This is a genomic window from Xanthomonas citri pv. mangiferaeindicae (assembly GCA_002240395.1).
In the GTDB taxonomy this organism is placed as follows: Bacteria; Pseudomonadota; Gammaproteobacteria; order Xanthomonadales; family Xanthomonadaceae; genus Luteimonas; species Luteimonas citri_A.
Genome location: CP016836.1, coordinates 2945851 through 2972193 on the forward strand (window position 1 = coordinate 2945851; position 26343 = coordinate 2972193).

The 26343-nt window shown below is 70.1% G+C and carries 20 protein-coding genes and 1 tRNA gene; 13 read left to right on the plus strand and 8 right to left on the minus strand.

The features are described 5' to 3' along the window. The 12 genes from BEN78_12815 (at position 1) to BEN78_12870 (ending at position 14687) form a co-directional block, all read left to right on the plus strand. A complete protein-coding gene (locus BEN78_12815) occupies positions 1-555 on the plus strand; it encodes a hypothetical protein (GenBank protein ID ASR44122.1) in 555 nt (184 codons plus the stop codon). After that, positions 552-1232 carry a hypothetical protein gene (locus BEN78_12820; protein ASR44123.1) on the plus strand — a complete coding sequence of 227 codons (681 nt, stop codon included), beginning with the start codon at positions 552-554 and terminating at the stop codon, positions 1230-1232. The genes BEN78_12815 and BEN78_12820 overlap by 4 nt, the downstream gene beginning before the upstream one ends. A 103-nt stretch (positions 1233-1335) precedes the next feature. Continuing rightward, a complete protein-coding gene (locus BEN78_12825) occupies positions 1336-3684 on the plus strand; it encodes a hypothetical protein (GenBank protein ASR44124.1) in 2349 nt (782 codons plus the stop codon). After that, the gene (locus BEN78_12830) at positions 3681-4949 is read left to right on the plus strand and encodes a hypothetical protein (protein ASR44125.1); all 1269 of its coding nucleotides are present in this window, start codon (positions 3681-3683) and stop codon (positions 4947-4949) included. Before BEN78_12825 ends, BEN78_12830 begins: the two co-directional genes overlap by 4 nt. A gap of 157 nt (positions 4950-5106) precedes the next feature. Continuing rightward, positions 5107-5183: transfer RNA gene (locus BEN78_12835), tRNA-Met, on the plus strand. A gap of 221 nt (positions 5184-5404) precedes the next feature. Then, a complete protein-coding gene (locus tag BEN78_12840; GenBank protein ID ASR44126.1) occupies positions 5405-6028 on the plus strand; it encodes a ribosome maturation factor RimP in 624 nt (207 codons plus the stop codon). A gap of 8 nt (positions 6029-6036) precedes the next feature. After that, positions 6037-7548 carry a transcription termination/antitermination protein NusA gene (gene nusA, locus BEN78_12845; GenBank protein ID ASR44127.1) on the plus strand — a complete coding sequence of 504 codons (1512 nt, stop codon included), beginning with the start codon at positions 6037-6039 and terminating at the stop codon, positions 7546-7548. Positions 7549-7773: 225 nt separating this feature from the next. After that, a complete protein-coding gene (locus BEN78_12850; protein ID ASR44128.1) occupies positions 7774-10386 on the plus strand; it encodes a translation initiation factor IF-2 in 2613 nt (870 codons plus the stop codon). A 124-nt stretch (positions 10387-10510) separates the two neighbouring features. Further along, a complete protein-coding gene (locus BEN78_12855) occupies positions 10511-10873 on the plus strand; it encodes a ribosome-binding factor A (GenBank protein ID ASR44129.1) in 363 nt (120 codons plus the stop codon). Positions 10874-11056: 183 nt separating this feature from the next. Then, positions 11057-12028, plus strand: coding sequence for a tRNA pseudouridine(55) synthase TruB (locus tag BEN78_12860; protein ID ASR44130.1), 972 nt, complete (start codon positions 11057-11059; stop codon positions 12026-12028). A gap of 165 nt (positions 12029-12193) precedes the next feature. Further along, entirely contained in the window at positions 12194-12457 is a 264-nt protein-coding gene (locus BEN78_12865) for a 30S ribosomal protein S15 (GenBank protein ASR44131.1), read from the plus strand. 121 nt (positions 12458-12578) lie between these two features. Beyond that, positions 12579-14687, plus strand: coding sequence for a polyribonucleotide nucleotidyltransferase (locus BEN78_12870; protein ID ASR44132.1), 2109 nt, complete (start codon positions 12579-12581; stop codon positions 14685-14687). Positions 14688-15393: 706 nt separating this feature from the next. Here BEN78_12870 and BEN78_12875 read toward each other — a convergent pair. The 5 genes from BEN78_12875 to BEN78_12895 all read right to left on the minus strand — a co-directional run bounded on the left by BEN78_12875 (position 15394) and on the right by BEN78_12895 (position 22363). Continuing rightward, a complete protein-coding gene (locus BEN78_12875) occupies positions 15394-16500 on the minus strand; it encodes a hypothetical protein (protein ID ASR44133.1) in 1107 nt (368 codons plus the stop codon). 368 nt (positions 16501-16868) lie between these two features. Then, a complete protein-coding gene (locus tag BEN78_12880) occupies positions 16869-18977 on the minus strand; it encodes an ABC transporter (protein ASR44134.1) in 2109 nt (702 codons plus the stop codon). Beyond that, entirely contained in the window at positions 18977-20233 is a 1257-nt protein-coding gene (locus BEN78_12885; protein ASR44135.1) for a hypothetical protein, read from the minus strand. Before BEN78_12885 ends, BEN78_12880 begins: the two co-directional genes overlap by 1 nt. 142 nt (positions 20234-20375) lie before the next feature. After that, positions 20376-21614 (minus strand): endonuclease, encoded by a 1239-nt coding sequence (locus BEN78_12890; protein ASR45126.1) that lies wholly within the window; start codon positions 21612-21614, stop codon positions 20376-20378. After that, complete coding sequence (locus BEN78_12895) at positions 21611-22363, minus strand: arginyltransferase (protein ASR44136.1); 753 nt, start codon at positions 22361-22363, stop codon at positions 21611-21613. Before BEN78_12895 ends, BEN78_12890 begins: the two co-directional genes overlap by 4 nt. A 152-nt stretch (positions 22364-22515) precedes the next feature. On the opposite strand from BEN78_12895, the gene BEN78_12900 reads away from it, so the two are divergent. Continuing rightward, positions 22516-23178: a hypothetical protein gene (locus BEN78_12900; GenBank protein ASR44137.1), complete on the plus strand. Its 663-nt coding sequence runs from the start codon at positions 22516-22518 to the stop codon at positions 23176-23178. Positions 23179-23314: 136 nt separating this feature from the next. Here the strand turns inward: BEN78_12900 and BEN78_12905 are convergent, their stop codons facing one another. The 3 genes from BEN78_12905 to BEN78_12915 all read right to left on the minus strand — a co-directional run bounded on the left by BEN78_12905 (position 23315) and on the right by BEN78_12915 (position 26295). Then, positions 23315-24463, minus strand: coding sequence for a hypothetical protein (locus tag BEN78_12905; protein ASR44138.1), 1149 nt, complete (start codon positions 24461-24463; stop codon positions 23315-23317). A 116-nt stretch (positions 24464-24579) separates the two neighbouring features. Beyond that, a complete protein-coding gene (locus BEN78_12910) occupies positions 24580-25242 on the minus strand; it encodes a hypothetical protein (protein ASR44139.1) in 663 nt (220 codons plus the stop codon). Between the two features lie 171 nt (positions 25243-25413). After that, positions 25414-26295, minus strand: a complete 882-nt coding sequence (locus tag BEN78_12915; protein ASR44140.1) for an acyl-CoA thioesterase II — start codon at positions 26293-26295, stop codon at positions 25414-25416. Between the last annotated feature and the right edge of the window lie 48 nt (positions 26296-26343).

The following is a 26343-nucleotide window of genomic DNA, read 5'->3' on the forward strand; positions in this document are numbered from 1 at the left end:
ATGCCGGCGGGTGCGGCCTTCGTGTTGCGGATGGCATCGGCCATGGACATGGCAACGGCGCCGGCGCACGCCGGCGCTTTCGATTGGGACCGCCTCGCTGCCTGCCACCGGGCAGGCCGTGCGGTCTGCCTGCCGGCACCGCCGTTGTGGCCGATCGCATCAGCGTATCGCCTGGCGATCGCCATCTGCCGGCCCTCGCGCGCGGGTATCCGCTTCTTCTCGGTGCCGGCCCTGCGCTTTTTTGCCGGGGATGCCGAGATCCGCGCACCGGGTGCGCTGCTGCCTGACGCGCGCGACGCATCGGCGGTCGCGTATCTGCGTCGCCTCGCAGCCGAGTGTCCAGACGCGCCGGCATGGCTGGACATCGAATCGCCCCTGGTCGTCGATCCGGCGACATGGCGGGATGTCCGCGATTTTCTTTCTGGTTGGTGCGAACGGCTGGGCTGCCCAGTGCGGCCGGTGGCCTCGCACCTGCTGCTGGGACGCTTCCGCCGCAATACCGACGACCGCACGGCCGCGACGCTGCTGCTGCCATTGCTCGGGGGATCGTCGTGACCCAAGGCGACTGCGGCGACACGCATCGCGTCGCGCCCGGCCAATTGCTGTGCAGGCCGCCCGGCGAGGCCGTGGAGGTAGCCGAGGATCCGGGGTGTGTCGCGTTGCGTCTGGACATTCCGGTGCAGCGGACGGCATCTGTGCGCGAGCTGATCGCACTGTTCGCCTCGCTGGTGCAAGCCGAACGCTATCCCGAAGGCCTCGTGCCGTATCTGCCGGCGACGCCCACATGTGCGGCCGACGGTGCGATTGTGCTGCCCGATGCGCTCGCACGCGATGTCGAGGCGCTCGGCGACGTCGCCGCCGGGCCGAATGCCGAACTCGCCCAGCGCGTGCAGTGGATCGCCCGCGCCAGCGCCTGCGCGCTGGAGCCGGTGCCTGGCTGCGCCGCTGTGCCGGACCTCGCGCCCGACGACCGTATCCGCACCGTGCCCGGCACCCGCATTCTCGAGATCCCGGCGGGCGAGGGGATGCTGCTGTGGGCGGTCAACGGGCACACGCTGGCGGTCGAGGCGACGCCCGCCAGCCGCAGGCTGCGCGAGGCGCTCATGCGCGATGGGGCGTCGACCGTCGCAGCGCTGTGCGGCCCCGTGGCTGCGTTGCAGACCACCTTGGCGCAGCTGTGCGCAGCGCGTGGGGTCGCGTGGTCCGCCGCCGACAGCACCGGAGGGCCCTGAGGCCTTGGCCCGTCGTGTGCGGCGCGATGCAGGCTGCGGGCTTGACCCGACTCGGCACGCATTGCCTGTGGCTCTCGCGCTGACGTTACCACTCGTCGATTCGATGGTGCGACTGCCGCCGGAAGCCCGGGCACTCGTGCGCGCCGTCGCCCACGGCGGAGGCGGCGCGTTGCTGCCGCCGCGCGCGCGACGGCGCGGGGATGGGCTGGTCGAAGCGCTCGGGCCCTTGCAAGGCCCGGAGGATGCGCGCCGGCTCGCGGCGGTCCTGGTCCGGCCGGCGTTCGCACCGTTCGTCGACATGCTCGAGGCGCTGGGGTCGTGGTGCCGTGCCCTGGCGCCGGCCCATGCCGATCTCTTTGCGCGCCGGGTGCTCGGGCTCGGCAATGCCGCGTTGTTTGCCCCGCTGGTCAGTGACGCATTCGTCCGCTGCGCCACCGGCGGACCCGACACAGCCGAAGCGCTCGTCGGCAGTCGCGAACAGTTCCAGCGCTTCCTCGAGCGCTTCGTGCTGCGCCTGCGTCGCGACCTGGATGCTGAGGTCTTCGGCGATGCGGTGCGCGGGCCGGTGGTCGGACTGTGGGCCAGTGCGTCGGAAACGCACAACGGTGGCCAGCGCGTGCTGTGCCTGCGGCTGCGCGGGGGCAGGCGTATCGCCTACAAGCCGCGACCGGTCGATGGCGAGCGACTCTTTCTCGCCGACGGGGCGGACCGCGACAACGCCGCGCTGTTCGCTTGGCTCAATGCGTGCTCGCCGGTGTCCGGCCCGGTGCGGCTGCCCACGCTGCGGGTCTGGCGCGGCGCCGGCGCCGACGCTTGGACCTACAGTTGGCAGGACTGGATCGCGCCGCCGCGTCAATGGGACGTGCTGGACCCGGCGCAGCCGTCGATCGAAGGCGCGCGCCTGTCGCCGCGGGCGGCGGCGCGCTATTGGCGCTCGGCCGGTGCGCTGGCTGTCGCCTGCCACGCCGTCGGCGCTACCGACCTGGGCGAGGGCAACGTGCTGTGCGGCATCCGTCCCGGTGCGCCCGAACCGATGCCCTATATCGTCGATATGGAAGTGTTCGGCTGCCACATGACCCGCTTGACCGGCACTGGACTGGTCCTGGGCGATGCGCAGACCGGTCACCCCGGCTTCGCGTCCCGCCTGCAGGCCGATGCTGTCGAGGGGCCGGCCGCCGCCTTGTTCGCGGCGCCTGGCGACGCGCTGCAATTGCGACCGGTGGCCGCGTGGGCACGCACTGCATCGCGGGCGGCAGTCGCCGATCTCGCCGGAAATCTCGGTCCTGCGCGCTATCTGCCGGCGATGCTGCGCGGCATGTTCGATACCTGGACCTGTCTGCTGCATCACCGGCGCGGGTTCGATGCGCGTCTGCGGCGGGCGGTGCGCGGTGGGCGCGTCCGCGTGCTGACCCAGTTGACCGCAACCTATGCCCGCGCGCTCGCGGCGCAGGCCGAGGGCGTGCCGACCGATGCACTGTCGTTCGACGAGGCCGAGCGCACGCAACTGGCGCGTGGCGATGTGCCGTACTTCTTTGCCGCAGCCGGTGGCGGCGCGCTGCAGTGCCTGGCCGCGCCGACATTTCTGCGCGCCCGCGCGGCCGGGCCGGTGACGCTCGCACTGCCGTCGCTGCGGCCGGACCTGCGCGCGCGGCTGGCGTGGCGCCCCGATCTGGTCGATCTGGCGACGCTGCTCCAGGACGCGGTCGCGCATGCGTATCGTGATCTCGAACGCGACGCGCCCGAGGTCTGGCGCGACGCTCGCGGCTGGCGCTGGCGCGATCCGGCGCTGGGCGTCGCGCTGCATCTTCGCAGCACGCATGCTGGGGAGGCCCACTTCGACTGGCCCGCGGCGGACTGTCGGGTCGTCTACACCTGGAGCCGGCGGCGGATCGAGCTGCGTACGCGGCCGTTGCCCGCAGCTGCCCCGCGGTTGCCGGCGGTGGCCCGGCGGCTGCGCGCGATCCAGCGCATCGACGGCGCGTTGCGCCGGCAATGGGCTGCGGACGGCTTCCGGGATCGCGCATTGGCCACGCGCCTTGCGCGGCTGACACGCGCCGCGCTGACGTGGCTGGAGACGGTGCTTGACGCGCACGGCTGGCCGACCGTCGCACGCGTCGGTGCCCAGGCCTGCGACGCCGCTGCCGCGCTCGCGCAGCATGCCGGCCGCGAGGCCGCGACCCTGCAGCGGCGCTGTCTGGCGCTGGTGACCGCGGCCGCCGCGCAGGGCGAGGTGCCGCTGCGCCATCTGGCGTATCTGAGCGACGCGGTCTGCGTGCAGGCCGGGCGCCCGCAGCGCTACGGCACCAAGTTCAGGCGCCGACGCGGACGGCTGGTGCCGTACCCGCTCGAGCAGCCCGACCAGATCGATGCGCATCGGCGTCGGATGGGGCTGCCGCCGCTCGCCGCCTATCGCGCGCAGTTGCAGCGCACCTACGGGGGAGACACGCCATGAACGCCACGCCCTACCTGGAAGTGCAGGGGCCGCTGGACTGGGCGCAGTTCGTCGCGACCTGCTGGGACGTGCGGCCGGTGGTGTACCGCCAAGGCGGCGCGGCGCCGTACCCCGTCGATGCGGCGCTGCGCGCGGCCGCTTCGGTGGCGCACGAAGGGGCTGCAGGGGGCGCGGTGTGCCGGTTCGTGCTTGACGATCGCCAGTTGCGGCAGCCCGGTGGCTGGCTGCCGCGCGCGGACGACGGCGACTTCGCGCGCTACGCGCAGCGGGTGCTGCGCGATGCCGGCACGCGCGCGGCCTACGCGCTGATCGTCAACGAGTTTCATCGGCACGATGCCGACATCTTCGAGGCCGGGCGCCGGTTCTTTCGCGGTTTGTGGGCGCACGTTGGTCTGCCGGCGAGCGGGGCGATCACCACGCTGTTCCACGGCAACTACGAGCGCACGCCGGTGGGCGTGCACAAGGACCGCTTCTCGACGTTCGTGTTCGTGCTGCAGGGACGCAAGCGCATGCGCTTCTGGCCTGCGCGCCCCTGGCAGGATGCGGTGGCCACGCGGGTCGACTATGCGCAGTTTCTGGACGACTCGTTCGCCGTCGAGATCGGCCCTGGGGACCTGCTCTATTGGCCGTCGACCTATTACCACGTCGGCGAGACGGTCGGCGCCGAGGTGGCGACCAGCGTGAACGTCGGCGTCCCGCGCGACGGGCATGCCGTGCTCTATGCCCTCGATGCGATCGAGCGCGTGGCCGAGGCCTGCGATGCGGACCAGACGGGGCCTGCTGCCGATGCCTTGGGCGCGGAGGACGACGGCCGGCCGATCGGGGTCGTACAGGCGCTGGATCGGGCACGGGACCTGGCGTCTTCGCGTGCGCTGCGCAGTGCCGCGACGGCGGGCTATCTCTCGCTGCTGACCGGTGGCGGCTTCATGCCGCCGCCGCCGGCGATGCCGCTGGCGCCGCTCGACGACCGGGCGCAGTTGCGGTTGGCCGACCCGGCGTATCCGCTGGTCTGGAGCCACGACGATGCGCCGGGGGCGGTGCTGTGCGGCGCGGCCGGGCATGTCCGTCGTATCGAGCGTTTCGACCCCGTGGCCGCCGCTTCGCTGCGGTGCTTCGATGGCGGCGCGGCGATCTCGGTCGACGCGCTGCTCGCGCCGTTCGAGACGCGGCCGGGAGAGGCGACTTCGATGCCCCAAGACGATGCCCGTGCGCTGCTTCAGTGGCTGGTTTCCTCGCGTGCGCTCGCCTGCGTATCGGCCGTTTAGCGCACGGCGATGGCGCCGGCATTGTGCTTGCGTTATGATGCGCCCGCGGTCGGTCGTGACCTGGGTTTGCCCACACGATCGAGCGATGCGAAACGGGATCTGCAGCGGTGTTCTGGCTTGCAATTCCGCACCGCTCGCTTCATAATCGCACTCCTGATGCGGGGTGGAGCAGTCTGGCAGCTCGTCGGGCTCATAACCCGAAGGTCGCAGGTTCAAATCCTGCCCCCGCTACCAAATTTTTCGCGTCGATCGATGGGTATCCGCAAGGTGCCCGAAAGCGAAAAGTCTGGGCTTGCCGAAGCTCCTGCTTCGCTTCGGCGCCGACATCCAGTGGTATCGGACAAGGGGCCCGTCGGGCCCCTTGTCGTTTTCCACGACCGCAAAACCGACGCGCGCGTCGGCAGGTCGTCGAAATGCAGGCGATCGGACGCGGTACCGGACAACGCGAGGGACGAGTGGCGGACAAGGCGACACAACTCAAGACGATGCTGGCGGCGACGGTCGAGTCTCTTGGCCTCGAACTGCTGGGCATCGAATACCTGCCGGCGCCCGGTGGCGCGCTGGTGCGGCTCTACATCGATGTGCCGGCCACCGACACGGATGCCGCCGAGGGTGGGGCGACCAACGGCGAGGCCGGGCAGGGCGTGACCATCGAGCATTGCGAGGCGGTCAGCCGCGAGGTGTCGGCCCAGCTCGACGTCGAGGACCCGATCAGCGGCAACTACACGCTCGAGGTGTCTTCGCCCGGCGTCGACCGGCCGCTGTTCGAGGCCGCGCATTTCGCGCGCTTCGCCGGCCAGACCGCGAAGGTCGGCCTGAAGCTGCCGCAGGACGGGCGCCGCCGCCTGACCGGCCGCATCGACGCGGTCGAGGGCGAGACCATCACGTTCGACGTCGACGGCACGCCGTTGACGGTGCGCATGGACAACATCGACAAGGCGCGGCTGGTCCCCGACTGGGCCGCGCTGGGCCTGGCGCCGTCGAAGGACAAGAAGGGACGCGCCGCCGGCGCGACCCGCAACGCAGACAACACACCACGTGACAACAAGCGGCCGCGCAAGCCGGCCGGTGCGGAGTGAATGAAAAGATGAGCAAGGAACTGTTGCTGGTCGTCGATGCGGTCGCCAGCGAGAAAGGTGTCCCCGAGACCGTGATCCTGGAGGCCATCGAGGCCGCACTGGCCACGGCGGCCAAGAAGCGCTATGTCGATCAGGACGTGCTGACCCGCGTGGCGATCGATCCCAAGGACGGCAGCTACGAGACCTTCCGCCGCTGGGAAGTCGTGGCCGACGACGTGGTGATGGAATCGCCGGACCGTCAGATCCGCCTGATGGATGCGGTCGACGAGGCCGACGGCGTCGAGGTCGGCGACTACATCGAAGAGCAGATCGAGAACGTCGATTTCGGCCGCATCGCCGCGCAGGCCGCCAAGCAGGTGATCGTGCAGCGCGTGCGCGAGGCCGAGCGCCAGCAGGTCGTCGACGCCTGGAAGGATCGCGTGGGTGAGCTGGTGACCGGCGTGGTCAAGCGCGTGGAGCGCGGCAACGTCTATGTCGACCTGGGCGGCAACGCCGAGGCGCTGATCCAGAAGGACAAGGCCATTCCGCGCGATGTCGTGCGTGCCGGCGACCGTGTGCGCGGTTACCTGTACGACGTGCGCAGCGAGCCCCGTGGCCCGCAGCTGTTCATCAGCCGCGCCGCGCCCGAATTCATGATGGAGTTGTTCAAGCTCGAGGTGCCGGAAGTTGGCCAGGGCCTGGTCGAGATCAAGGCCTGCGCCCGCGATCCGGGCGACCGCGCCAAGATCGCCGTCGTCGCCTACGACACCCGCACCGACCCCATCGGCGCGTGCATCGGCATGCGCGGCTCGCGCGTGCAGGCGGTCTCCAACGAGCTCAACGGCGAGCGCGTGGACATCGTGCTGTGGTCGGACAACCCGGCGCAGTTCGTCATCAACGCGATGGCCCCGGCCGAAGTGCAGTCGATCGTTGTCGACGAGGACAAGCACTCGATGGACCTGGCGGTCGCCGAGGACAAGCTGGCGCAGGCGATCGGCAAGGGCGGGCAGAACGTGCGCCTGGCCAGCCGCCTGGCGGGCTGGCAGCTCAACGTGATGACCCAGGACCAGGTGACCGCGAAGTCGGAGGCCGAGCAGGCCGCTGCGCGCCAGTTGTTCATGGACAAGCTGGAAGTCGACGAGGAAATCGCCGGCATCCTGGTGTCGGAGGGCTTCGGCACCGTCGAGGAGATCGCCTACGTGCCGGTCGGCGAATTGCTCGCCGTCGAGGGCTTCGACGAGGACATCGTCGAGGAACTGCGCTCGCGCGCCCGCGACGCCCTGCTCAACGACGCGCTCGCGGTCGAGGAAGAAGCCGACGAGAACGCGCCGACCCAGGACCTGCTGGCGCTCGAGGGCATGGACGAGGACACCGCGTTCGCACTCGCCGCCCACGGCGTGCGCACCAGCGAGGACCTCTCCGACCTGGGCGCCGACGAGGTGCTGGAGTTCGGTATCGAGGGCCTCGACGAGGCGCGCGCCGCGGCGTTGATCCTGGCCGCACGTGCCGAGGAAATCGCACGTCTGGAACGGGAGGGGTGATCTGCCGCCCGGTCGTGTGAAGGCCGGGCAGGACGACCCGAAGTCGTAGTCGGACCGTCGGGAAGGTCGCAGTGATGGCGCAGGTCGCATGCTTCTCGAGGGCCGCGGTCCTGCAGTCGCCCGATCCCCGCAGGCGGTCGCGTTCGGAATGCACCCCATGCAGCGCTAGAATGACAAATCCACTGCGCCGCCCCCGCGGCGGCGCGCAAGGAATCGGAATCACGAATGTCGCAACAAACCACCATCCGTAAGCTGGCCGCACTGGTGAACACGCCGGTCGAGAAACTGCTCGAACAGCTGTCCGAGGCGGGCATGCAGTTCAGCAACCCCGACCAGGTCGTGACCAGTGCCGAGAAGCTCAAGCTGCTCGGCTTCCTCAAGCGCGCCCACGGCAAGGGCGACGCCCCTGTCGAGGAAACCTCCGCGCCGAAGAAGATCACGCTCAGCCGCAGCCGCAAGCAGGAGCTGACGGTCGGCGGCGGCAAGAACCGCCAGACGGTCGACGTGGTCGTGCGCAAGAAGGTCACGCTCAGCCGGCCCGCCGATGGCGGGGCGCCGGTCGATCCGGACAGCGAGCGCGCCGAGATCCTGCGCAAGCTCGAGGAGTCGCGCCAGCGCAATCTCTCCGAGCAGCAGCGCCTGGCCGAGGAAGACAAGCGTCGTGCCGACGAGGCCGAGCAGCGCAAGCGCGAAGCCGAGGCCGAAGCTGAGCGGCTGCGCCAGGCCGCTGCAGCCGCTGCCGCAACCCCGGACGCCGGCGAGACCGCGACCGCCCGCAAGCCGGCCGGTGGCCACGCGCATGCGCACAAGGCGCCGGCGGCGCCGCGCAGCGATGACCGCAATGCCAACGCCAATGCCAAGAAGGGCAACCGCGGTTCGCACGCGATGGTGTCGGGCGTCGAGGACGATGACAGCACCGCGCGCTTTGCCGGGCAGTTGCACCTCAGTGCATCCGATCGGGCGCGCCGCAGCACCAGTACGCGTGGCCGGCCGGCCCGCGGTGGCCCGCAGCGCCGCGGCAGCGCGCCTGCGCGCAGTGGCGCCGGTCCGCACGGCTTCGAGCGTCCGACCGCGCCAGTCGTGCGTGAAGTCGCGATCGGCGAGGCGATCACCGTCGCCGATCTCGCCCAGAAGCTGGCGATGAAGGGCGGCGACGTGGTCAAGGCGTTGTTCAAGATGGGCGTCATGGCGACGATCACCCAGTCGATCGATCACGACACCGCGGTGCTGGTGGTCGAGGAACTGGGCCACACGGCCGTGCGCGCCGATGCCGACGATGCCGAGAGCGAGCTGATCGCCCACGTCGGCGAGTCGCAGGGCGAGCTGACCGCGCGTCCGCCGGTGGTCACGATCATGGGTCACGTCGACCACGGCAAAACCTCGTTGCTGGACTATATCCGGCGCACCAAGGTCGCCTCGGGCGAGGCCGGCGGCATCACCCAGCACATCGGCGCCTACCACGTCGAAACCGACAAGGGCGTCATCAGCTTCCTCGACACCCCAGGCCACGCGGCATTCACTTCGATGCGCGCCCGTGGCGCCAAGCTCACCGACCTGGTGGTGCTGGTGGTCGCGGCCGACGACGGCGTCATGCCGCAGACGGTCGAGGCGGTGAAGCACGCGAAGGCGGCGAAGGTGCCGTTGATCGTGGCGATCAACAAGATCGACAAGTCCGACGCCGATCCGAACCGGGTCAAGAACGAGCTGCTCGAACACGAGGTCGTGGCCGAAGACTTCGGCGGCGACACGCAGATGGTCGAGCTGTCGGCCAAGACCGGCGACGGTGTCGACGACCTGCTCGACGCGATCTCGCTGCAGGCCGAAATCCTGGAGCTGCGTGCGGTCGCCGAAGGCCGCGCCAGCGGCACGGTCATCGAGTCCTCGCTCGACAAGGGCCGCGGCCCGGTGGCGACGGTGCTCGTGCAGCAGGGCCTGCTGGCTCGCGGCGACTATCTGGTCTGCGGTGTGCAGTACGGCCGCGTGCGTGCGTTGTTCGACGAGACCGGGACCCAGGTACAGACCGCGGGTCCGTCGATCCCGGTGCAGGTGCTCGGCCTGTCGGGCGTGCCCGATGCCGGCGACGATTTCGTCGTCGTCGCCGACGAGCGCCTGGCCAAGGACGTCGCCCAGCAGCGCGAGACCAAGCGCCGCGAGACGCGTCTGGTGCAGGCCGCGGGCAACCGCATGGAAGACATCATGGCGCAGATGGGCCAGGCCGAGCAGCAGCTGTCGCTCAACCTGGTCGTCAAGGCCGACGTGCAGGGTTCGGTCGAGGCGCTCAAGCAGGCCCTGACCGCGCTGTCGAACGATCAGATCCGCGTCAACATCATCGTCTCGGGCGTGGGCGGCATCACCGAGTCGGACGCCAACTCGGCGGCGGCGGCGAAGGCGACGATCATCGGCTTCAACGTCCGTGCCGACGCCTCGGCGCGCAAGGTCATCGAAGGCAACGGTCTGGACCTGCGCTACTTCTCGGTGATCTACGACGTGATCGACCAGGTCAAGCAGGTCGCGTCCGGCATCCTGGGCATGGAGATCCGCGAGGAGATCATCGGTATCGCCGAGGTCCGCGACGTCTTCCGCAGCTCCAAGTTCGGTGCCGTGGCCGGCTGCATGGTCGTGGAGGGCGTGGTCAAGCGCTCCAAGCCGATCCGTGTGCTGCGCGACAACACCGTGGTGTTCGAAGGCGAACTCGAATCGCTGCGCCGCTTCAAGGAGAACGTCGACGAGGTGCGCAACGGCACCGAGTGCGGCATCGGCGTGAAGGCCTACAACGACGTCAAGGCCGGCGACCAGATCGAATGCTTCGAGCGCATCGAGGTGCAGCGGACGCTGTAAGCGTCCGCGACCGATCGGCGATGGGGGCACCGTGATCCGCGAGCGCGGATCACGGGTCCTTGCCCATCGCAGGATCGAGCCAGGTTTTCGCATTACCCAGAACGAATCACGAATCAGCCATCACGTGCCGACCAAATCCTTCCATCGCACCGACCGCGTCTCCGCCCAGCTTCGCCGTGAACTCGGCACCCTGGTCCGTGAAGCCGTGTCCGAGCATGGCCTGCCGTCTGTGAGCGTGTCCGACGTCGAGGTCACGCGCGACATGGCCCACGCCAAGGTGTTCGTGACGGCGCTGCAGTCCGAGCGCGCGTCCGAGGCGCTGAAGGGGCTCAAGGCGGTTGCGCCCGAGATCCGCTTCCGTCTTGCGCGCGCGGTCAAGCTGCGCCACGTGCCCGAACTGCATTTCCACTACGACGATTCGGTCGACCGCGGCGAGCGCATCGACCATCTGCTGCGCGACCTCGACGACGGCGGCGAGCGGGCCTGACCGCTATCGTCGCCGTCCGGCGGCCTGGCGTTCGACAATGCCGCCGGGCCGTCGTGGCTTGGCACGACGCCGTACGCTGGGCGCCGCGCCTGACGTCCACGCAGCGCCCGGGCCGATCGCCGCGGTCATGACGCCGCCCGGGTTCCCGGGGACGTCATTCTTCCCTTGTCCGCCGATCCTCAGATGAGCCGTCCCCAGTCCCGCCCGCGTACGAAGTTCCGCAAGCTCGACGGCATTCTGCTGCTCGACAAGCCGGGCGGGTTGAGCTCCAACCAGGCCCTGCAGCGCGTGCGCCACCTGTTCCGCGCCGAAAAGGGCGGGCATACCGGCAGCCTCGATCCGCTGGCGACCGGACTGTTGCCGGTCTGTTTCGGGGAGGCGACCAAGATCGCCGGCGGATTGCTGGGCGCGCGCAAGGCCTATACCACCGTCGCCCGGCTCGGCCAGGTCACCGATACCGACGATGCGGCCGGCCAGTTGCTGCGCGAGCGGCCGGTGCCGCCGCTGGATCTGGCCACGATCGATGCCGCGCTGCGGCGACTGACCGGCCGCATCGACCAGCGTCCGCCGATCTACTCGGCGCTCAAGCGCGGGGGCGAACCGCTGTACGCCAAGGCCCGCCGCGGCGAGACCGTGGAAGTCGAGTCGCGGCCAGTCGATGTGCACGCCTTCGAACTGCAGTCGGCGGCCGACCTGCTCGACGGCGTGCTCGATCCGGGCGGGGCGCCGCAACTGCGCCTGCACGTGGAGTGCGGCTCGGGCACTTATGTGCGCAGCTTGGTCCGCGACCTCGGCGAGTTGCTGGGCTGCGGCGCGCACGTCGCGCAGTTGCGCCGGCTGTGGGTCGATCCGTTCCGCGATCCCAGGATGTGGAGGCTCGACGAACTCCAGGCCCTCGCTGCGCGCGGCGAACACCAGCTCGAGGCCTGCCTGCTGGACCTGGAGGCGGGGATGCTGGCCTGGCCGGCGGTCCATGTCGACGCCCGCCAGGCGGCGCGGTTGCAGAACGGGCAGTCGCTGCCCGGTCCGTTCGCGGCGACCGGCGAGGTCGCGGTCTTCGGGCCGAACGGACGGGCCGAGGGATTGGCACAGGTGCAGGGCGACGGCAGCCTGTGGCCGCGGCGCATGTTGCGGCGCGCGGCCGCCCCGGACTGAGCGCGCCGGACTGAATACGTCGCCTTGTTCGGCCAGACCACAGGCGATACAATCTTGGCCGCCTTTTTCCAGGCGAAATGTACTCTCCATCCACAGGCGGTCCGGGCGGTACGTGACGGTTGATCCGTCGCTGTCTCTGCGGGACGCGCGTCAAGAGCGAAACACATGACCACGATCGACAACAGCAAGATCATCGAAGAACACAAGCGCGGCGACAACGACACCGGCTCGCCGGAAGTCCAGGTCGCCCTGCTGACCGCACGCATCGTGCACCTGACCGAGCACTTCAAGACGCACAAGAAGGACCACCACAGCCGCCGCGGCCTGCTGATGATGGTCAACCGCCGTCGCAGTCTGCTCGACTATCTGCACCGCAAGGATGCAGACCGCTACAAGGCGCTGATCGAGAAGCTCGGCCTGCGTCGCTAAACCCGTCTCCCCCCGCGGCGCAGAAATGCGCCGCGGTCGTTTTTTGGGCGCGCGCAGCGTCCACCCGGTCGGGGCAAGGGTTCCGTCCGGTCCATCGCAAGAGTCATCAAGGGAATTCAACGTGGCAAAAGTGACAAAGAGCTTCCAGTTCGGTAACCAGACGGTGACGCTCGAAACCGGCGAGATCGCCCGCCAGGCCGGCGGTGCGGTCATGGTCTCGTGCGAAGGCACGCAGGTGCTGGTCACCGCAGTGGCCAACAAGACCGCGCGCGAAGGGCAGGACTTCTTCCCGCTCACCGTCGATTACCAGGAGAAGTTCTACGCAGGCGGCCGGATTCCGGGCGGCTTCTTCAAGCGCGAAGGTCGCGCGACCGAGAAGGAGACGTTGACCGCGCGCCTGATCGACCGTCCGATCCGCCCGCTGTTCCCCGAAGGGTTCCGCAACGAGGTCCAGGTCATCGCCACGGTGATGTCGCTCAACCCCGAGGTCGACGGCGACATCCTCGCCCTGATCGGCGCCTCGGCTGCCCTGTCGCTGTCGGGCGCGCCGTTCGACGGCCCGATCGGCGCGGCGAAGGTCGGCTACAAGAACGGCCAGTACCTGCTCAACCCCACGACCAGCGAGCTGGTCGACTCCGAGCTCGAGCTGGTCGTCGCCGGTACCGCCAAGGCGGTGTTGATGGTCGAGTCCGAAGCCAAGGAGCTGTCGGAAGACGTGATGCTCGGTGCGGTGGTGTTCGGTCACCAGCAGCAGCAGGTCGCCATTGCCGCGATCAACGAGCTGGTCGCCGAAGCCGGCAAGCCGAAGTGGGACTGGCAGGCTCCGGCCGCCGATGAAGGCCTGATCTCGACCCTGCGCACCGCCATCGGCGAGCAGCTCGCGGGTGCGTTCCAGGTGCGCGACAAGCTCGAGCGCAAGGACGCCATCTCCAAGCTCAAGAAGGCGATCCTCGAGACCATCGCGCCGCACGCCGAGGCCAATGCCTGGTCGCAGGGCGACCTGTCGAAGGAGTTCGGCGAGCAGGAATACCAGACCATGCGCAACTCGGTCCTCAAGACCAAGAAGCGCATCGACGGCCGCGGCCCGGCGGACGTGCGTCCGATCAGCTCGAAGGTCAGCGTGCTGCCGCGCGTCCACGGCTCGGCGCTGTTCACCCGCGGCGAGACCCAGGCGATCGTCGCCGTCACGCTCGGCACCGCCCGCGACGGCCAGATCATCGATTCGGTCGCCGGCGAGTACAAGGAACACTTCCTGTTCCACTACAACTTCCCCCCCTACTCGGTGGGTGAGGCCGGCCGCATGATGGGCCCGAAGCGTCGCGAGATCGGCCACGGCCGCCTCGCCAAGCGCGGCGTGCTCGCGGTGATGCCGACGATGGAAGAATTCCCGTACACGATCCGTGTCGTGTCGGAGATCACCGAGTCGAACGGCTCGTCGTCGATGGCCTCGGTCTGCGGTTCGTCGCTGGCGCTGATGGATGCCGGCGTGCCGGTCAAGGCGCCGGTCGCGGGTATCGCGATGGGCCTGATCAAGGAAGGCGACGACTTCGTCGTCCTGTCCGACATCCTGGGCGACGAGGATCACCTCGGCGACATGGATTTCAAGGTCGCCGGCACCACGAATGGCATCTCGGCGCTGCAGATGGACATCAAGATCCAGGGCATCACCGAGGAGATCATGAAGGTCGCGCTGGCCCAGGCGAAGGAAGGCCGTCTGCACATCCTCAATGAGATGAGCAGTGCGCTGACCACGCCGCGTGCCGAGCTCAGCGAGTTCGCGCCGCGCCTGATCACCATGAAGATCCACCCCGACAAGATCCGCGAAGTCATCGGCAAGGGCGGTTCGGTCATCCAGGCGATCACCAAGGAGACCGGCACCCAGATCGACATCCAGGACGACGGCACGATCACGATCGCGTCTGTCAACGGCGCTGCCGGCCAGGCCGCGAAGTCGCGCATCGAGCAGATCACGTCGGACGTCGAGCCAGGCCGTATCTACGAGGGCAAGGTCGTCAAGCTGATGGACTTCGGTGCGTTCGTGACGATCTCCCCCGGCAAGGACGGTCTGGTCCACGTGTCGCAGATCTCCAACGAGCGTGTCGAGAAGGTCGGCGATGTGCTCAAGGAAGGCGACGTGGTCAAGGTCAAGGTGCTGGAAGTCGACAAGCAGGGCCGCATCCGCCTGTCGATGAAGGCCGTCGCCGAAGGCGAGGGCACGCCGGCCGAGTAAGGCCTGGCGTCTTTAGTCGTTAGAAAAAGCGGGCCGAAAGGCCCGCTTTTTTTGCGCTGGGCTTTTTGGGGGTGAGGCACTTTGGATGGGCAGCGGCCTGCCGGCCGGAAGCCGCTTTCCCCTCGGCAGGACATCCTGTCCTGACTCGGGCGCGCACCATCCATGGTGCGCTTGGCGCGGCCACCGGCCGCCAGTCCGCTGCAGCAGACGAATGCACCCTGACTTCGGGTAGACGCAGCGTCGCCCGCTGGAAGAAGCCGTGCGCCTTCGGCCGCAATGCGCCCGCCAAGTGGGCCCAGGGGTGAGCGAAGGTCGCTTGCGCGGCATTACCCCGCGACTTCGCAAAAGCCCCGCGTGCTTATTTTTGCTGGAGGCCAGACCGAGGAGCGGATGACCAAGCAGGTGTGCAGACCTCTCGGTCGGCACGCCACACTAAGAACTACAGTGCACCATTCCTTTAAACGGACGACGCCTCCGTCCAACCGAAGTCCGACTGCGAACGTCCACTGCAGTGGACTGACGGCCGGTGGCCGCGTCGAGCGCGCCAAGGATGGCGCGCGCCCGAGTCAAGGCAGGATGCCTTGACCGAGGGGGGAGCGGCTTCCGGCCGGCAGGCCGCTGCCCATCCGAAGTGGAATGACCAGTTCGCACTCAGGCGAAATCTCAGTGTTTTGCTCGGGATGGGCGAAGATGCGCGCGCATAAGTTCAGGCCTCAAGGCTGACGCCCGGTGGCACGGTGCCGGCGGTGTGCAGGCGCGGTGCGACCTCGGCCCACCAGTCGGCGTAGACCGCGCTGTCGAGATAGGTCGCGAAGCCGACATCGTCCGGCATCGCGTCCGGATCGCAATCGCGCCGTCCCTGCGCGAGCAATGCGCACAGCGTGCGCAGCAGCGGGAGGTCCGGCAGCGCCTGTTCCAGGAACAGGAACTGCCCCGCCTGGTTGACCTCGATGAAGTGCAGCGCGCCGCTGCGGTCCACGACGAGGTCGACACAGCCCAGCGCGAGATCGAGCTTGCGGTGCAGCGCGAGCAGGCCGTCGCGCCAGACGGCCGGCAGCGCGTAAGCGGACGTCTCCACCGCACCGGCGATCGAGGCCGACCGCCAGTCGATGACATCGTCATCGTGCGGCGAATCGAGGCGTGCGGCGAACACGTGCGTGCCGATCACCGTCACCCGCAGATCGCAGATCTTGTCGATCGCCTGCTGGTAGATGCCCGGACACAGCTGCAGGCTCGCGTCGGAGGCGAGCATGTCGGCATCGACGACCCGCGCGTAGGTACTGAACAACCGACCGTTGGCATCCTGCCAACTGTGCGTCTGGAAGGGCTTGTAGACGACCCGACCGTGGCGCGCGACAAACGCGCGGATGCGCGCCGGGTCGCTGGACATCAGCGTTGCCGGGACCGGCAGGCCGAGTTGCGCGGCGGCCTGCAGTTGGACGAACTTGTGCTCGGCGCGCAGCGCCGATGCCGGTGGATTGACCCACAGCGGACCGGCAATGTCGCCGGCGATCGCATGCAGATTGCCGGCGAAGCGGCGCCACTCGTCGCCGACGAAACGCTGGTCGGGCTCGGCTACCCCCGGCAATTGCGCCGGTGGCATCGGGCGTCGGAACCACACGCTGCGCGGCATGCCGTCAGGTCCCCAGCCGCCGACGGTCGGGGCACCGTCGGACGCGATCTCGAGCGTCGGCGCGCCAGCGTGCCAGCCGGCGATCCAGCGTGAGGCAACGCCAGCGCGTTGCAGCCCCCAGCACGCAGCGGCGGCATGGATGTCGTGCGCGAGCGACGACACGATCAGGGAAGCGGTCATGGCGTGGGCGGGATCGGGAATGCAATGCGGCCGGCCGTCGGGGGACGGCCGGCCGCGCAGGGCTCGCAGCGGGTCAGACGACGCCCGGATCGCCCGGGTCGTCGCCGTTGGGGCCGGTGGCATGGGTGTGGTCGGGCTTGCCGCCAGCGACAGCGGCGACCTCCTCCTCGGTCAGCTCGCGGGCCGCGAGGCGTGCGATGGGGCGGACATGCTGCGCGTCTTGATGGCTCATGTTTCCTCCAGTGCTTGTCCGGATTGAAAGGGAGCCGGTCCGGATCCGGCGTCTTCGATGCTAGTCGCCAGCAGGGAGGATGCGGAACCCCGGATTCCGGACCTACGTCGTGTTTCCGGACTTTCGATGCCGCCGGTCAGGTGCCGTTCGTATCGTCCGCGCCGTCGTCTTCGGCGACACGCCCATTCACCAGCCGCACGACGCGATCGGCGCTGCGTACGGTCTCGGTGCGGTGGGCGATGATGATGCGGGTCGCGCGCAGGTCGGCGATCAGCGCATTGACTGCGCGCTCGCGCGGCACGTCGAGATGGCTGGTAGCTTCGTCGAGCAGCAGCAGATCGGGCTGGCGATACACCGCACGGGCGATGATCACGCGCTGCTTCTGGCCGCCCGACAACGCCGAGCCCATGTCGCCGACCAGCGACTCATAGCCCATCGGCATCGCGGCGATGTCGTCGTGGATCTGCGCGATCCGGGCCGCCGCCTCGATCCGGTCCAGCGTCGCATCGGGATCGAACACGCTGATGTTGTCGGCGATCGAACCGGCGAACAGCACGTCGTCCTGCATCACCACGCCAAAGCGGGCGCGATAGCGCGCCAGGCCCAGGTGCCGGATGTCGACGCCGTCGATCAGGATGCGGCCCTCACTGGGCGCCAGCAGGCCCAGGATCAGCTTGGCGAGCGTGGTCTTGCCCGAGCCCGAGGCGCCGGTGATCGCCACCGATTCGCCGGCTTTGACCCGCAGCGAGCAGTCGCGCAGCACCCAGGGGCCGCTCTCGTCGTAGCGAAACGACACGCCCTCGATCATGAGCTCGGGCGCGGGATCGGGGCCGGAGTGCACGGCTTCGACATCGGCCTCGGGCGCGGCCAGCGCGACATCGGCGATGCGCTCGCCATGCATGCCCAGCAGGCGGAACTCGACCAGCTTGTCGACCAGCGCGCCGCCGCGCATCGCCAGCAGATCGGCGTAGGTGACAAACACCACCATCATGCCCGCAGTGAACCGGCCGTCGAGCACCAGCAGCGCGCCAAGCCAGATCAGGCCCACGCGCATCAGGCCGAAGATCAGCTTGGAGAGCGCGCCGAAGGTCGCGGTGGTGCGCGCGATCGCGGCTTCGCGCGAGGCGACCTCCAGCGTCGCGTTGCGCAGCCGTGCCAGTCGGGCGGCCTCCAGGCCTGCGAGCTTGATGGTCTGGATGCCGCCGATCGACTCGATCATCTGGCTCTGCTGCCGCCCCAGGTGGACCAACTGGGTCTCCTTGAGGTCGCGCAGGCGCCGGTAGGCGAGCCAGCGCAGCAGCGCATACAGCGCGAAGGCCAGCAGCACCAGCGCGGTCAACGGCCCGCTGTAGAACAGCAGCAGCGCGAACACCAGCAGCACGGTCAGCCCGTCGAGCACCGCCTCGACGAAGCTGCCGGTCAGCGTTTGCTGGACCGACTGCACCGACAGAAAACGCGACAGCACGCCGCCGACGCTGCGTTTCTCGAAATAGTCCAGCGGCAATCGCAACAGGTGCGCGAACAGGTTGCCGATCCACTGCGCATTGAGCGAGGCGCCCAGGTCGGCCACCAGCCAGCCGCGCACCGCCGCGATCGTCGCCTGGAATGCGACCACACCGATGAAGCCCAGCCCGATCAGCGTCAACAGGCTGGTGTCGGCGGTGACCAGCACGCCGTCGATCGTCCATTGCAGCGCGAGCGGCAGCAGCAGCGTGAACAGTTCCAGCGACAGCGCCAGCAGCAGGATCTGCGTGGCCGCCGGGCCGATGCCGGAGATCCGGCCGAACAGCGCGCGCAGCGGCACGCGGGTGCGATCGGAAACCGGGGCGAAATCGGCTGCCGGCGTGAGTTCCAGCGCCACGCCGGTGAAATGCCGGCCGAGCTCGGCCAGCGGCATCGTCACCGCGCCGCGTGCCGGGTCGTGGATCAGCGCCTGACCGCGCGACACGCGCACCAGCACGACGAAATGATTGAGGTCCCAGTGCAACACGCACGGCGCCTGGAGCGTGTGCAGATGCTCGGGTTCGGTGCGCAACGGGCGCGCCTCGAGCCCGAGTTCACGGGCGATCGCCATCAGTCGCGACAGGCTCGCGCCCTGGATCGGAATCGGAAACCGCCGGCGCATCGCTGCCAGGTCGAGATCGTGGCCATGATGCACCGCGACCATCGCCAGACAGGCCAGCCCGCATTCGGCGATCTCGTTCTGCTGCACGACCGGTACGCGTCGACGGGAAGACAGGGGCATCAGTCGGCTCGGGCGGCGGTGGGACGGGCGAAACGATCGCCGAACAGGCGCTGGTACAGCCGCTGGCGTTCGAGGATCAGGTCGGCGTCGACGCCGATGTCGGTGCGCAGCGCGGCGTCGGCGCCGGGCACGTCCTGGCGGTCGGGCCGCACCAGCACGCGATACAGCGGTACGCCGGGATCGGCGCCGGTGCGTGCATGTGCCGGCGCGGGCTGGGCGGCGCGCGCCACGCTGACCACCTCGCCAGGCTGCTGGCCGTAGCGGCGGTGCGGGAAGGCGTCGTAGCGCATCTCCACGCGCTGGCCCGGCGCCAGGTGCGCCACCGCCTGTGCGGGCACCCACAACTCGGCGACGAAGTGCGCATCACTGGGCACGATCGTCAGCAAGGGCTCGCCGGCGGCGACCGGGCTGCCGGTCGACAGCCCCGAGGTGCTGACCACGCCCGGACGCTGGGCACGCAGTCGGATCGTGCCGCGTGCACGGTTCTCGGCATCGCCGCGGTCGAGATCGGCCAGCGCCTGGGCCAGCGTGCCGCGCTCGGTGGCCTGGGCCAAGGCCTGCTCGCGCAGGTTGCGACGTCCATCGGCGAGCCGGCGCTCGGCCTCCAGGCCCGCACGTCGGGCGGCGCCGAGCGCGGCGCGCGCGTCCAGGGCCTGGTTCTCGTACTGCTGGACCTGGACCTCGCTGACGATCCGTGCCTCGCGTAGCGGCTGCAGCCGGGCGAACACGTCTTCGGCATTGGCGGCCTGGCGCTCGCGCAGCGCGATCTCCTCGCGCGCCGAGCGGGCCTCGTCGACCAGCGTCGCCAGCCGCGCCTGCAGGTCGGCCTCGCGGGCCGGCTGGGCAACGTCGAAGGCCTGCAGCGCCGTGCGCAGGCGGGTGCGTTCGGCCTCCAGGCTCTCGGCCACCCGTGCCGACAGCGGCGCGCCGCCATCGGCGAGATCGCGATCGACCGCGATGTCGAGCAAGGGATCTCCGGCGGCGACGGTCGCGCCGTCGGTCACGTGGACGCGGACGACGACACCGGCCTCGGGCGCCTGCACACGCTGCAGGCCCTCGGCGGGTTGCAGCGTGCCCGAGGCGCGCACCGTTCGATGCAGACTGCCGAATGCCAGCGTCGCGGCGATCACCAGCAGCGCGGCGCCACCGAGTGCGGCGAGCAGCCAGCCGCGCCGCGGCACCGGCAGGCTGACGGTGCCGAGCCACGCCTCGCGGCGCGCGCGCAGCACCTCGTCGCGGAACAGTCCCTCGCTCATCGGGCGCAGGACGCGTGCTGGCGGGGTAGGGCGGCGGGCGGCATCCCCCGATGGTGCACGGGCGGCGCGCCGATCGCCAGCATGAGGGCGGCGGTCACAGTCCCTCTATCGCCGGCCGACACCCTGCCGGGACACCACAGCGTCAGCCGCCGTCGGCCACATCCACCCAGACCAGGCGGTGGTCGCTGCCGTCGACGATCTCGGCATGCGGCGCGGCGCCAGCCGGCCAGAACACGCCACTGGCGAGCGGGACATGGCCCACCGACGGCAGCACGTAGTCGAGCCGTAGGTTGCCCACCCGCGGGCCGAAACTGCCGGTGTCGTGTGCGGCCGCGCCGCGGTGCTCGAGATTGGCGCCGCCATCGCGCGCGGCCGCCTCGATCGCGCCTTCGCTGCGCGGCGTGGCCATGCGCAACACCCGCGGGTGTTCCAGCAGGCCAACGATCGCCTCGTGCGCGCCGGCCCCGTCGACCGGATCGTTGTTGAGATCGCCCAGGATCACGAACCGGGCATCGGCGGTCAGACCGCCGCAACGCCCCCCGTCGTCGCACAGCCACGCGTGTGCGCCCGGCGACAGATAGTCCTGCCAGAAGCGGATCTCGTCATGGTTGCGTGCGACGTTGCGCTTCTCCGGCCCGTCGAACGCGGGCGGCGTGGGATGGGAGGCGAGCACGTGCAGCACACCGGTGGGGGTGCGTACCGGCACGTCCCAGTGCGACTTGGACGACAGCCGCAACTGCGCCCACACCGCGTCGGGATGGAACGGTGCGCCGGTCGCCGGGTCGCGCGGGCGCCGCGCATCGGGCATCGCGCTCCACTTGAGCAACTGGAACGTGCGCGCGGCTTCGGTGTCGATGGGATAACGCGAGAGCAGCAGCATGCCGTACTGGCCGGGATGCAGGCCATAGCCCCAGGCGTCGTTGCCGCGGTCGCGGCCCTCGCCGCCGACCGTGCCGTTGCCGTCGAGGTCCAGCCCGCTCTGCACGCCGGTGTTGACCGGCGCGAGGTAGCGGTAGGGATAGTGCAGCGGCGCACCGCCACCGGGCTGTGCGCGCTCGAGCCAGCGGGACTGGAACAGGGTGGCCGCGCTGCCGTCGGCGACGTAGTCGAACTCGTTGAGCAGCACGATGTCCGGGCGCACCCGTTGCAGCACCGCGGCGACCTTGCGCGCGCCTGCGTCTTCGCCCTGCAGGCGTTGCAGCAAGCCGCCGGGTGCGTCGCTGTTGAGCGAGGTGTTGTAGGTGGCGATGCGCAGCGCGCCGGCGGCCGGCGCGGGCGGCGAGGTCGTGGTCGGGCGGTCGCCGTGCACATGGACCCGGACGCAGGCGGCCAGCCCCAGCGCAACGACGACGAGCAGCAACCAAAGCATGCCGCGCCTCATCGCGCCCACGCCGTCATCGCGCGCCACTGGCGCCCGTCGAAGCCTTCGAGCGGCTGGAAATTGCGTTTGTAGTCCATCTTGCGGTGTCCTTCGATCCAATAGCCAAGATACAGATACGCGCGTCCCTCGCGGCGGGCCCAGGCGATCTGCTGCAGGATCGCCAGTGTGCCCAGGCCACGTGTCGATTCGTCGGGGTCGAAGAAGGTGTACACCGCCGAGAGCGCATCGTCGGCCAGGTCGGTGACCGCCACCGCGACCAGCCGGCCGTGCAGCCGCAGTTCCAGCAGGCGGCCCTCGTTCCAGCGCCCGATCAGGAACTGGTCGAACTCCGCCGCGCCGTGGTCGTCCATCCCGCCGTCGACGTGGCGCGCGCGCAGGTAGCGCTGGTACAGCGCCAGACGCTCGTCGTTGCGCCCGGCCGGCAGGATGCGCGCGGTGATGTCGGCGTTGCGCGCCAGGGTCCGGCGCTGGCTGCGATTGGGCACGAAGGCGGCGACCGGAATGCGCACCGCGACGCAGGCCCGGCACGCCCCGCAGTGCGGCCGGTAGAGCAGGTCGCCGGATCGGCGGAAGCCCCAGCGCAGCGCTTGCGGATAGGCCAGCGGCAGGCGGGGATCCTCGGGGTCGAGCACCAGATCTCGGGCCACGCGCTCGGGCCAGTAGCCGCAGGCGTGCGCACCGCTGTGGAACAGGCGCAGCTCGTCCGCGACCGCGGCATCCGGAGGGTGGGGGCGGGGCTGTGACGGCATCGGGTCAGGATAGCGCCGGTCGTCGCAACGGATGCGACTGTGCCCGCCGTCTGCCGGCTGAACCGGCCCGGGGCGGCGTCAACGTCAGACGCGGCGGGCGCGTTGATCGATGCACAGGGCGGCGCCGTGCCGTCCACAACGGGAACCCCCACATGCACAAGACCCTGCTCTCGGCGGCGCTGCTCGCCGCACTGACCCTCGCTGCCGGCATCGCGTCGGCCCGTTCGCCGGCCGTGGCCGAGGGCGCGACGCCCTCCGGCCCCGAGGCGGCAGCGCATCGCGGCCATGGCCGCCCTGAACTGCCCCGCGATCCGGTCGACGCGTTGGCGCGCCTGGACACCGATGGCGATGGCCGCATCAGCCGGGCCGAGGCCGAGGCGGGGCAACAGGCCTGGCAGGCGCGACACGAGGCCCGATTGGCCGCGCATGCAGCGCGCGAGGGTGATGCGGCGCGGCCGGCGGACCGCGGTGCACGCAAGCCGCACGGCGGACCGCACGGAGCGCATGCGCGTGGCGGACGTGGCTTCGATCTGGTCGCCGACTTCGCGTCGATCGACCGCGATGGCGATGGCTATTTGACCCGCAGCGAACTGCGACGCTGGCATGACGCCAAGCGGGCCGAACGTCGCACCGAGGGCGAGCGTCGCTTCGATGCGATGTTCCGCGCCGCCGATCTCAACGGCGACGGCCGGCTGAGTCGGGTCGAGGTCGACGAGGCGATGCCGCGGCTGGCCGAGCGCTTCGCCTGGTTCGACGAAAACCGCGACGGCACGCTGAGCCGGGAGGAACTTCGGGCCGCTCGGCCGCAGCGCTGAAGAAGCCGAGCCGGAGGCGTCGCATCACGCGACGCCTTCGGGGCGGCCATGTGCACGGCATGCAAGCGCATGCGCATCGGCGTGCACGATCGGCCGGCACGCCATCGAACGCGGCCGGCAAGTGCGGCCGCTGCGATCAATGCCCGCGCAGTCCGACGATCACCAGCATCCCGATCACCATCAGATTGCCCAGCAGCATGCCGGTGCGGCCGAAGGTCAGCTCATAGATCCGTGCGCGCCGCCGCGCCCCGGCCGGGTCGCGCGCGGCATCGCGGGCGAGCAGGGGATTCATCAGCCGCGGCAACCGGGTCAATGCCGGCAACGTGATCGCGGCCAACAAGGTCACGGTCGCGATGCAGAACGCGGTGTAGCTGTTGCCCGAGACCGCATACGCCAGGCCCACGAAGGCACCGCCGATCACCGAGGCCAGCATCCAGCGATCGTAGAAGCGCAGCAGCGCGCGCCGTTCGTCGTCGGTGTCGGTGTACTGCAGCAGCAGCTTGCGGCACAGCCACCAGGTCAGCGCGCCGAACACCAGGCTGGCGCCGGCGGCACCGGCCGAACCGAACAGTGCCTTGCCGGCGACGCCGCCGCCGATCGTGCCGCCGGCTGCGCCCGCCGCCAGCGCCGGCTTGGCGAAGCTGCCCAGTCCGGCCACGACCAGCACGGTGAACGCGGTGCCGGGCGCGGAGCCTTCGGCGAAATCGCGGAAGCGTGCGATCAGGTCCTCGCGCAGGCTGCGCCGCGCGCGTGACAGGCGTTTGCGTACGGCTGCGTCCGACAGACCGAGCAGCGCGGCGACCTGCCGGGAATTGCCGCCCTCGCGGTAGTACAGCAGCAACACTTCGCGGCTGTCGTCGGGCAGCTCGGAGATCAGGTCGGCAGCCACGCGCCCGCTTTCGTCGTCGATGATCCGCTGCATCGGGCAGCTATCGGGATCGGCGGCCTGTGCGATCGCAAGGTCTGCGACCTCACCGGCGACCAGCCGGTCGCGGCGCGCGCGCAAATGGTCGCGTGCGAGGTTGCGGGTGATCTGGCGCAGCCACGGCAGGAAGCTGGTCGGGTTCTGCAGCCGTCCGAGCTGCTGCCAGGCCTTGAGATAGGCCTCCTGGGCGATGTCCTGGCTGGCCTGTACGTCGCGGGTGATCGCCAGCGCGATCGCGGTCGTCGCGTTCTGGCTCAGCCGCACGATCCGCCCGTACGCGGCCTGGTCGCCGCCGCGCGCGGCCGGCAGTTCCAGATGGATCCGGTCTTCGAGGCTCGGGTCGGCGGCAATCGCGGACATCGGTCGCTTCCAGCTGAGGGTCTACCCAGGACGCATCCGGGCGGCCGGATGTGACCGGCCGGCCGATCATGCCGCATCCACGCGGCCGCGCGCAGCGGCTGGCGGTGAGACCTGCGCTACTTCGCCGGCGCGAAGCGCCAGTCGCGGTCCTGTCGCTGGACATCGAAGGTACGCGTGATCACGCCCTGGGCGGCGTCGCTGCCGCCGTTCGACAACTCGACCGTGCCCCGGCCCGAGCCGTCGGTGCGGTAGTTGTGGATCTCCAGCCACGCGGCCTGGCCGTCGCCGCCTGTGCAGGCCGAGGCCGGCAGCACCTGCGCATAGCCGGCCTCGAGCTCGGCCAGCAGCGGGGCGGTCGGGGTGTCGCCGTCGACGGCCACGCAGACCGGCCCCGATTGCGCGCGCAGCGCGTCGGCGAGCAGGGTGGCGGCCAGCGCCTGCGGCACCGGGATGCGGTGGACACCGGCCTCGACTGTCTGCGGCAGCATGTCCAGCGACGGTCCCTGCGCGACGGGCGGCGCGATGTCGGGCGTCGGGGCCGGCGCGTCGGGCGAGGGCCGCGACCACCAGGACAGCCCGATCACCACGACCGCACCACCCAGCAGCGCATAGCGAATCTTCGCCGCCCGGCTCAGGCCCCGGCGCGGTGGCGGTGCATTGTCGGCCGCGAACGTCAGCTCGCCCTGCGCCAGGTAGCTGCGCGTCGAGGGCTGGGTCTGCAGCAGGCCGGTGTCGCGCAGCAGCGCGCGCGCGCGGGGCTGGTCCTCCGAGCGCGTCACCCACACCGCGGGGCGGGGCCGGCGGCCTGGTCGCGATAGCTGAAGGTGCCGCGTCGGTTGCCCTTGTACGAGCGGCCGTTGCTGATCTGCACCTCGATGCCTTCGGCGCGCAGCATGTCGGCGACGCGCTCGACATTTTCCAGGCGCGCGCTGGAGAAGACCTGGCGCATGTCAGTCGGCCGCCGGCGGGGTGTCGGGGCGCACGCGGATCATGCCTTCCTGCGCGCTGCTGGCGACCAGGCGCCCGGTGCGGTCGAAGATCTGGCCGCGGGCCAGGCCGCGCGCATCCTGCGCGCTCGGGCTGTCGAGCGAGTACAGCAGCCAGTCGTCGACCCGGAACGGACGATGGAACCACAGTGCGTGGTCGAGCGAAGCCATCTGCACATTCGGCTGGTAGTAGCTGATGCCGTGCGGAAAGGTCGCAGTCCCGAGCAGGTGGAAATCGGAGGCGTAGGCGAGCAGCGCGCGGTGCAGCGACGGCGCGTCGCCGACGCGCTCCGACAGCCGGAACCACACCTGCTGGAAGGGCGGGCGCTTGGGCGGCTGCAGTTCGTCGCGTGGATACACATGGCGGAACTCGAACGGGCCGCTGCGATCGAGCCAGCGCTGGACCTTGACCGGCAACCGGGCCAGCACCTCGGCCGGCAGCGGGTCCTGCGGGGCGATGTCCTCGGGCGCGGGCACTTCGGGCATCGTCAGCTGGTGTGTGGCGCCGGCTTCGGCCTCCTGGAACGAGGCCGCGCAGAAGAAGATCACCTTGCCGTGCTGGATCGCGGTGACGCGGCGCACCGAGAAGCTGCCGCCGTCGCGGGTGCGGTCGACGTCGTAGACGATCGGCGCATCGACGTCGCCGGCGCGCAGGAAGTAGGCATGCAGCGAATGCGCCGGGCGCGGTGCGGTCATCGTCGCCTGCGCGGCCGACAGTGCCTGGCCGAGCACCTGGCCGCCGAACACGTACTTGGTGCCGATGTCGCGGCTCTGGCCGCGGAACAGATTGTCCTCGAGGCGCTCGAGCGAAAGCAGGTCGATCAGTTCCGAAACGGGCGGGGTCATCGCGGCAGAGTCGTGGCGGGCAGCGCCGGGCGGACGATTATAGGGGGC